This is a genomic window from Bradyrhizobium oropedii (assembly GCF_020889685.1).
GTDB classification, from domain to species: domain Bacteria; phylum Pseudomonadota; class Alphaproteobacteria; order Rhizobiales; family Xanthobacteraceae; genus Bradyrhizobium; species Bradyrhizobium oropedii.
In genome coordinates this window covers 19,586-27,020 of sequence record NZ_JACMYO010000117.1, presented here as the reverse complement: position 1 = coordinate 27,020, position 7,435 = coordinate 19,586, and the positions used below count along the sequence as shown (strand labels likewise).

Here is a 7,435-nt window from a genome sequence, read left to right as displayed (position 1 = left end):
CCTCAGGCGCAAGCCGCGCCGGCAACTCCGGCGCCGACGGCGAATGAGGCATCCCTGGCTGCACCCGCGGGCGGCGACGCCAAATCGCTGAAGTCGACCTCGACCGGCCTGCACGAATTGTCGCCGTGGAACATGTTCTTGAATGCCGACATCATCGTGAAGGCGGTGATGCTCGGTCTCGCCTTTGCCTCGCTCGTGACCTGGACGGTCTTCATCGCCAAGATGGTCGAGCTGACCGTGGCGCAGCGCAAGCTGCGTGGCGCGCTCGCCAGGATCGCTGAATCGCGCTCGCTGGCCGAGGCGCAGTTCGCGCTCGGCGCCAAGGGCAGCGTGCTGTCGTCGTTCATTGCGGCTGCGATGCGCGAGGGACGTCTGTCGGCGGGCATTTCGAGCGACAGCGGCATCAAGGAGCGCGCGGCCTCGAGCTTCGCCGAGATCATGCGCGCCGAAGCCCGCAAGATCCGCGTCGGTACGGGTCTGCTCGCAACCATCGGCGCGACGTCGCCCTTCGTCGGCCTGTTCGGCACGGTCTGGGGCATCATGAACAGCTTCATCGGTATCTCGAAGTCGCAGACCACGAACCTTGCCGTGGTGGCGCCAGGCATCGCGGAAGCGCTGCTCGCAACCGCGATCGGTCTCGTCGCGGCGATCCCCGCCGTGATCATCTACAATCATTTCTCGCGCGTCACGAAGGTTTACCTCGAGCTCGTCAGCCGTGCCTCGGGCGCCGCGGGACGGCTGCTGTCGCGCGATCTCGATCGCACCCATGGCGACGTTCCGCATGCGCGCGGCGCGGCGGCGGAGTAGGCGATGGCCGTCTCGATCTCCGAGAACGATGACGACGACGATTTCGCGGAATCGCACGAGATCAACGTCACGCCGTTCATCGACGTGATGCTGGTGTTGCTGATCATCTTCATGGTGGCGGCACCGCTCTCGACCGTCGACCTGCCGATCGATCTGCCGACCTCCAGCGCGACGCCGCAGAAGAAGCCGGACAAGCCGACCTATGTCAGCATCAAGAAGGATTTGACGGTGGCGGTCGGCGAAGAGCTGGTCAAGCGGGCTACTCTGCTCAGTACGCTGGATGCGGTGCCCGACATGAGCAAGGACAAATACGTGTTCCTGCGAGCCGACAAGGCGGTGCCCTATGGCGAGCTTTTGGGCGTAATGGAACTCCTGCGCTCCGGCGGCTACACGCGGGTAAAGCTCGTTGCGCTTGAGGGCGTTCCGGGAGCGCCGGATACGTCACAGCCCCAACCTGCAACACCCTGAGGGCCGCGGCGATGTCGGATTCCAGCCTCGATCAACGGACGTCGAAGCGGCTCTGGTTGATCGCCGCGGTGACGGCGGTCGGGCTGCATCTCGGCGGCGCGGCGCTGGCGCTGACGAATTTGCGCGGCGACGACGGCGACGAGGGCCTTGGCGCCGCGGGCGCCGAATACTCCGTCGAGCTGGCAACCGCAAACGTCGAGGATGATTCGGCCCCTCCCGGGCCGCCGGACCAAGCGCAGCAAGCCGCGCCCGAAATGACGCAGCAGAAGGCCGAGGTCAAGGACACTAACCTCCCCCAAGCCAAGCCGACCGAGGCGGAGAACCCCGATTACCTCGTCACGGAGGACAACAGCAAGAAACCAAAGGAGGAGGATACGCAGGTCGCCAAGGTTCAGACCGAAGCGCAACAAGCCTCCGAACAGCACGAAGATCGCGCGCCAACCAAGCTTGAGGACGCGACGCGCCAATCGGACACCACGAAGGCACCGAACCCTGGAATCGGCAAGGATCGGCTGGCGCTGACGGCCAAATGGGGCAAGAAGCTCAGCGCCTATTTCGAACTGCACAAGAAATATCCGGAGGACAAGGACAAGACGACCAAGGTGACGCTCGACCTGGTGATCAATCGCCGCGGCAATATCGTGTCGGTCAAAGTGGCGGATTCGTCGGGAGATTCTGTGTTCGACGACGAGGCGGTTGCGATGGTCCGCCGCTCCGATCCGGTCCCGCAGCCGCCGGCCGGTCTGACCGACGATCAGTTCCCGTTCAGCCTCCCCGTTCATTTCAAGAAGCCGAAGAAGTAGCGAGCCGGGGCTCGCTACGATTGGAATGACGGCGGTTCAGCTCTTCTTCACCAGCGGGCAGACGCTCTTCTCGAGCGGCAGCCAGGCTTCATCCGCGTGGATGGTCGCCACCAGCTTGTAATAGTCCCACGGATATTTTGACTCCGACGGCTTCTTCACCTCGAACAGATAGGCGGGGTGGATCTTGCGGCCGTCGACGCGGATCGAGCCCTTGCCGAACAGGGGATCGTCGGTCGGCAATTCCTTCATCTTGGCGACCACGGCGCGGCCGTCGTGCGGATTGCCGCCGAGCGCTTCCAACGCCTTGAAATAGTGGATCAGCGAAGAATAGACGCCGGCCTGCACCATGGTCGGCGGGTTCTTCTTGAAGCGCTCCATGAAGCGCTTGGTGAAGGCCCGGGTCTGGTCGTTCATGTCCCAGTAGAACGTCTCGGTGAAGTTCAGGCCCTGCGCGACGTTGAGGCCGAGCGCGTTGATGTCGGTAATGAACAGCAGCATGCCGGCAAGCCGCTGGCCGCCCGAGACGATACCGAACTCGGCGGCCTGCTTGATCGCGTTGGTGGTGTCGCCGCCGGCATTGGCAAGACCGACGATCTTGGCCTTCGAGCTTTGCGCCTGCAGCAGGAACGACGAGAAGTCCGCATTGTTGAGCGGATGCTTGACGCTGCCGAGTACCTTGCCGCCATTCGCGGTGACGACCGCCGAAGTGTCGCGCTCGAGCGCCTGGCCGAACGCATAATCCGCAGTGAGGAAGAACCAGGTGTCGCCGCCGGATTTGACCAGCGCCTTGCCGGTGCCGTTCGCGAGCATGTAGGTGTCGTAGACCCAATGCACCGTGTTTGGAGAGCATTGCGCGCCGGTGAGATCGGACGAGGCGGAGCCGGAGTTCAGGTTGACGACGTTCTTCTCCTTGGCGAGGTTGGCAATCGCGAGCCCGACATTGGAGGCTGCGAGATCGACGAACACGTCGACCTTCTCGACATCGATCCATTGCTTGCCGATGTTGACCGCGACATCCGGCTTGTTCTGGTGATCGGCCGAGATCAGGTCGATCTTCCAGCCCTTTGCCAGCAGCCCGGAATCCTCGATCGCCATTTGCGCCGCCACCGTCGAGCCGGGACCGCCGATATCCTGATAGAGACCCGACTGATCGCCGAGGGCGCCGACCTTGGCAACCTTGTCCATCGTCTGCGCCGATGCGCCGCCGGCGAACGCGAGGCTCGTGGTCATGACCAGGGCTGCTGCAATGGAACGCTTCATCTTTCCTCCAGTATGATTTTTGCTTTTGAGTTCCTCATTATGCCCGGCATCGGGCGCATCGCCTAGGGCGCCGGCGCGAGCGATCGCGCGCGATATTCCACGAGGCGGCGATTGAGCGACCACCGACGCGCGACCGGATGCCGCGGCGTCCGTCGTCGATCATGAATGTCGGAGATGAAGAGAAGCGCGGAGCGCGCTATTTCCAGTAGTAGCGGATCGCGACGTAGACCACGACGAGGCACGCGAAGATCAGCGCCACCGGCATCGGACGCTTGGCGTTCGGATCGGTTGCAGTCGTCTTCTTGGCGGGCAGGCGGCGGAACGCGGTGACATTGCCGGTGTCGGCGACCGGCTCGCGCGTGCGCGCCGGAACCTCCGGCGCCGTGCCGGCGCCGCCCATCTCCGCATAGTAGGTGCGATACATCTCCTGGATCGTGGCCTCGCCGGCGTCGGCTTCGCTCATCTGTTCCAGCAGCTTCCTGAAGATGGCCAGGAAATTCTGCGCTTCCGGGGGCAAGGCGGAGGCGCCGTTCAGCTTGGCCATCATCTTCCAGGTTGCAAAGTCAGCCCGCGCGCGGGTGTCGGCGCGTCGCGCAATCAGCATATCGGCAGCTTTGATCACCATGGCCTCGAAGCGTTCCTGTCCCCACGCATGACCCCGACAAGCGGGTACCGGCTTTCCTATCGGGTCAAGCGCAAATCAAGGCTATGTGTTTCCGGTAATGAGGAGAAGGGCGTTGATTACATAGCCGGTCAGAGTTCCTAGTATCGTTGAAATAACATCAAGATTTAGGCCAACTTGCCTGCCAATCACGGGCAGCAGGATCAACAGCCCGATCAGGATCAGCATGCCGTAGGGCTCCAGCTGGGCGAGTGGGATCGCCAGCGGCCGCGGCAACAGCCCGACCGCGACCCGTCCGCCGTCCAGCGGCGGGATCGGCATCATGTTGAAGATCGCGAGCACGATGTTGATCAGGAACGCGTTTCTCAGATTGTCCGCGGTCCATTTTGCCGCATCGGCCGGAACCAATGGCAGTGCGTGGAATGCCAGCGCCGCCGCGGTCGCCAGGATGATGTTGGTGACCGGGCCGGCCAGCGCCACCCACACCATGTCGAGCTTGGGATGGTTGAGTTTGCGGAAATTCACCGGGACCGGCTTGGCGTAGCCGAACAGGAACGGCGAATGTGCAAACAGCAGCATCGCAGGCAGGATCAGCGTGCCGAACGGATCGATGTGCTTCAGCGGGTTGAAGCTGACGCGGCCGAGCTGCCAGGCGGTGTCGTCGCCGAGCCGGTGCGCAACGAAGCCGTGCGCGGCCTCGTGGAAGGTAATCGCGATGACCAGCGGCAGCACCCAGACGGAGACGTCGTAGAGGGAAATATTCAACTGCGTGCCGCCTCGGGTTCGCTTGGACCGGACCTCAGGCTAGCACGGATTCGCTGACGGCCTTGTCGGCGAGTGGCCGCGGCTCATTGTGTATCCGGCGCGACCACGCGGGCCTGTTGCGGCTGGGTGGTCGCGATCCAGATCCCGGCAAGGACGGTGACGATGCCGGCCATCAGATTCCAGCTCAACGGCTCGCCGAGCAGCGCAGCACCGACCAGCGATGCCGCGATCGGGTTGACGGTGACTGAGATCGCCACCCGGGTCGGCGTCGTCCGCTCCAGCGCGAAAGCCCAGAGATAGAAGGTGAGCGCTGCGCCGAAGGCGCCGAGATAGATCGCGCCGAACCATTGCGGTGCACCGAAGTCGGCGACCGGCGCAAAACTGCCGCGCAACAACGAGGCTGCAATGAGGACCGCAGCTCCGGCCGCCATGGCGAGCGTGGTGAAGGGGATCGGGCCGGAGCGGCGGATGTAGGGCTTCGACCAGATGCTGTATAGCGCCATGCATAGCGCGGCTGCGACCATCAACAGGTCACCGCGCCAGGCGCCCTGTGGCGCCGTGGCGAGGCCGGAGAGCAGCGCCATCGAGACACCCAGGATCGTGACAAGCACGCCGATGGTCTTGCGCGCGGTCAGTGGCTCGGCGCCGAGCGCTGCGCCAACCAGCATGGTCAGCAGCGGCAGCGTCGAGAGCGCGAGTGCGCCGCGCGCCGCCGTGGTGAAGATCAGCGAGGCGTTGAACAGGATCGGAAACGCTGCAAAGAACAGCAGGCCGAGGCCGGCGGTGCCGAGCCAGTCGCGCTGTTGCGGCCAGCTACCACGTTGCAGCAGTGCCAGCGGCAGCAGCAACAAGACGCCGGTGCCGAAGCGGAACGCGCCGATCGCCAGCGGATCGATCGCGCCGACCAGAAACCGCGTCGCCCCGATCGAGGTTCCGCCGAGCGCGCTCGACAGCACCGCCGCCAACACCCCCCAGATTTCGCCCATCCGTTTTCGATCCCGCTGTTCCGCTTGCGCTATCTAGGGAAGAGGCCATAATCAGGAAATCGAATAAATTTGATCAATTGAATCACAGATCGTTATGAGCGCGCCCGTCCTGGACCCTGATCTCCTGCAGGCCTTTGTCGCGGTGGCCGACCATCGCTCCTTCACCCGTGCCGCCTCGGCGCTGAACCGGACCCAATCGGCCGTCAGCATGCAGGTGAAGCGGCTGGAGGAGCGGTTGCAGGCCGAGCTGTTTCACCGCAGCACGACCAGTGTCGATCTGAGCGCGGCCGGCGAAGGGCTGCTCGGCTACGCCCGACGCATCCTGAGCCTCAGCGCGGAGGCGGTCGGGCGGGTGCGTGCGCACGGCACCGACGGGCGGGTTCGTCTCGGCGTGATGGACGACTACGGGACGTTGATCGTCCCGCCGCTGCTCAAGGATTTCATCGCCAACTATCCGCTGATCCATGTCGAGATGGAGACCGGGCTGACGTCGTCGATGACGGACCGGCTCGGCGAAGCCTATGACCTCGTGATCGCGATGCACCCCGAGGGGCGCGGCGAGGGTGAGCTGCTGCGCACCGAGCAGGCGGTGTGGGCCGCAAGCGCCGCGCATCGTGTCGAAGAGCTCGATCCGTTGCCGGTCGCGCTCTATCCGCAGGGCTGCCTGTTCCGGAGCTGGGCGATGCAGGCGCTGGACGAAGCCAACCGGCCGTGGCGGCTCGCCTTCGTCAGCCACAGCCTGTCGGCGGTCGAGGCGATCGCCGCGCAGGGTCTCGCCGTGACCGTGGTGAAGTCGGGCACATTTCCGGCCACACTGCGCCGCCTGACCACGCGCGACGGCATGCCGCGACTGCCGCGGGCCGAAATCCGGCTGCACCGCGCGCAAAATCTTTCGCGCGCGGCGTCACTGCTTGCCGATCATCTCGTCGCCGCGCTGCAACAACCGGCGAAGCGAGCGAGCTAGTAAGTCGCCCGTCCGCCGGAGATGTCGAACACCGCGCCGGTCGAGAAGGCGCAATCCTCCGACGCTAGCCACGCCACCATCGCGGCAAGCTCCTCGACCAGCACGAAGCGGGCTTTTGGAATCTTCGACAGCATGAAGTCGATGTGCTGTTGGGTCATCTGGTCGAAGATCGCGGTCTTCGCCGCAGCCGGCGTCACCGCATTGACCAGGATGTCGTGCTGCGCGAGCTCCTTGCCGAGCGATTTCGTCAGCGCGATCAGGCCGGCCTTCGACGACGAATAGTGCGCGGCGTTCGGATTGCCTTCCTTGCCGGCGATCGAGGCGATGTTGACGATGCGGCCGTATTTCCGGCCGATCATGGTCGGCACGATCGCCTTGCAGCAGATGAAGGGACCCTCGAGATTGAGGCGCATCACCCTCCGCCAGTCGTCGAGATCGGTTTCCCACACCGGCTTGTTGGCTCCGGTGATGCCGGCGTTGTTGACGAGAATGTCGATCTTGCCGAACGCCCGCAGCGTCTGATCGCGCGCGGCGTCGACAGCATCGGGATCGGTGACGTCGGTCTTGATGGCGATCACGTTCTCGCCGATCGCCCGCGCGGTCTTCTCGGCCAGCGGCTGGTCGAAATCCCAGATCGCGACCTTGGCGCCGGACGCGACGAAGCGCTCGGTAATGGCGCGGCCAAACCCTTGCGCGCCGCCGGTGACGACCGCCGCACGGCCGTTGAGATCGATCTTGTTCATGCTGGATGCCTTTTGAT

9 protein-coding genes are annotated in these 7,435 nt (G+C 64.4%); 4 read left to right on the top strand and 5 right to left on the bottom strand.

Annotated elements, in window-relative coordinates; genetic code table 11:
• The 3 genes from exbB to H8A95_RS27875 all read left to right on the top strand — a co-directional run.
• A partial coding sequence (exbB, locus tag H8A95_RS27885) for a tonB-system energizer ExbB (RefSeq protein WP_229186121.1) occupies positions 1 to 807 on the top strand: 807 nt, incomplete at its 5' end.
• Between the two features lie 3 nt (positions 808 to 810).
• The gene (gene exbD, locus H8A95_RS27880) at positions 811 to 1,275 is read left to right on the top strand and encodes a TonB system transport protein ExbD (RefSeq protein ID WP_229186120.1); all 465 of its coding nucleotides are present in this window, start codon (positions 811 to 813) and stop codon (positions 1,273 to 1,275) included.
• 11 nt (positions 1,276 to 1,286) lie between these two features.
• Positions 1,287 to 2,078 carry an energy transducer TonB family protein gene (locus H8A95_RS27875; protein WP_229186119.1) on the top strand — a complete coding sequence of 264 codons (792 nt, stop codon included), beginning with the start codon at positions 1,287 to 1,289 and terminating at the stop codon, positions 2,076 to 2,078.
• Positions 2,079 to 2,114: 36 nt separating this feature from the next.
• On the opposite strand, the gene H8A95_RS27870 is transcribed toward H8A95_RS27875, so the two are convergent.
• From H8A95_RS27870 to H8A95_RS27855, 4 genes are all read right to left on the bottom strand, one after another.
• On the bottom strand, positions 2,115 to 3,338 hold the full coding sequence (locus H8A95_RS27870; RefSeq protein WP_229186118.1) for an ABC transporter substrate-binding protein: 1,224 nt from the start codon (positions 3,336 to 3,338) through the stop codon (positions 2,115 to 2,117).
• 196 nt (positions 3,339 to 3,534) lie between these two features.
• Positions 3,535 to 3,942, bottom strand: coding sequence for a hypothetical protein (locus H8A95_RS27865; RefSeq protein WP_229186122.1), 408 nt, complete (start codon positions 3,940 to 3,942; stop codon positions 3,535 to 3,537).
• A 102-nt stretch (positions 3,943 to 4,044) separates the two neighbouring features.
• Positions 4,045 to 4,725, bottom strand: a complete 681-nt coding sequence (locus H8A95_RS27860; RefSeq protein ID WP_229186117.1) for a site-2 protease family protein — start codon at positions 4,723 to 4,725, stop codon at positions 4,045 to 4,047.
• Between the two features lie 83 nt (positions 4,726 to 4,808).
• Positions 4,809 to 5,711: a DMT family transporter gene (locus H8A95_RS27855; protein ID WP_229186116.1), complete on the bottom strand. Its 903-nt coding sequence runs from the start codon at positions 5,709 to 5,711 to the stop codon at positions 4,809 to 4,811.
• A 94-nt stretch (positions 5,712 to 5,805) separates the two neighbouring features.
• On the opposite strand from H8A95_RS27855, the gene H8A95_RS27850 reads away from it, so the two are divergent.
• Positions 5,806 to 6,675, top strand: coding sequence for a LysR substrate-binding domain-containing protein (locus H8A95_RS27850; RefSeq protein ID WP_229186115.1), 870 nt, complete (start codon positions 5,806 to 5,808; stop codon positions 6,673 to 6,675).
• Here H8A95_RS27850 and H8A95_RS27845 read toward each other — a convergent pair.
• A complete protein-coding gene (locus H8A95_RS27845; protein ID WP_229186114.1) occupies positions 6,672 to 7,418 on the bottom strand; it encodes an SDR family NAD(P)-dependent oxidoreductase in 747 nt (248 codons plus the stop codon). The two genes, H8A95_RS27850 and H8A95_RS27845, sit on opposite strands and share 4 nt — an antisense overlap.
• Positions 7,419 to 7,435: the final 17 nt, after the last annotated feature.

Excerpts from the sequence above, each read along its gene's own strand:
- exbD (WP_229186120.1), top strand. The coding sequence starts at position 811 with ATGGCCGTCTCGATCTCCGAGAACGATGACGACGACGATTTCGCGGAA.
- H8A95_RS27875 (WP_229186119.1), top strand. The coding sequence starts at position 1,287 with ATGTCGGATTCCAGCCTCGATCAACGGACGTCGAAGCGGCTCTGGTTG.
- H8A95_RS27870 (WP_229186118.1), bottom strand. The coding sequence starts at position 3,338 with ATGAAGCGTTCCATTGCAGCAGCCCTGGTCATGACCACGAGCCTCGCG.
- H8A95_RS27865 (WP_229186122.1), bottom strand. The coding sequence starts at position 3,942 with ATGCTGATTGCGCGACGCGCCGACACCCGCGCGCGGGCTGACTTTGCA.
- H8A95_RS27855 (WP_229186116.1), bottom strand. The coding sequence starts at position 5,711 with ATGGGCGAAATCTGGGGGGTGTTGGCGGCGGTGCTGTCGAGCGCGCTC.
- H8A95_RS27850 (WP_229186115.1), top strand. The coding sequence starts at position 5,806 with ATGAGCGCGCCCGTCCTGGACCCTGATCTCCTGCAGGCCTTTGTCGCG.
- H8A95_RS27845 (WP_229186114.1), bottom strand. The coding sequence starts at position 7,418 with ATGAACAAGATCGATCTCAACGGCCGTGCGGCGGTCGTCACCGGCGGC.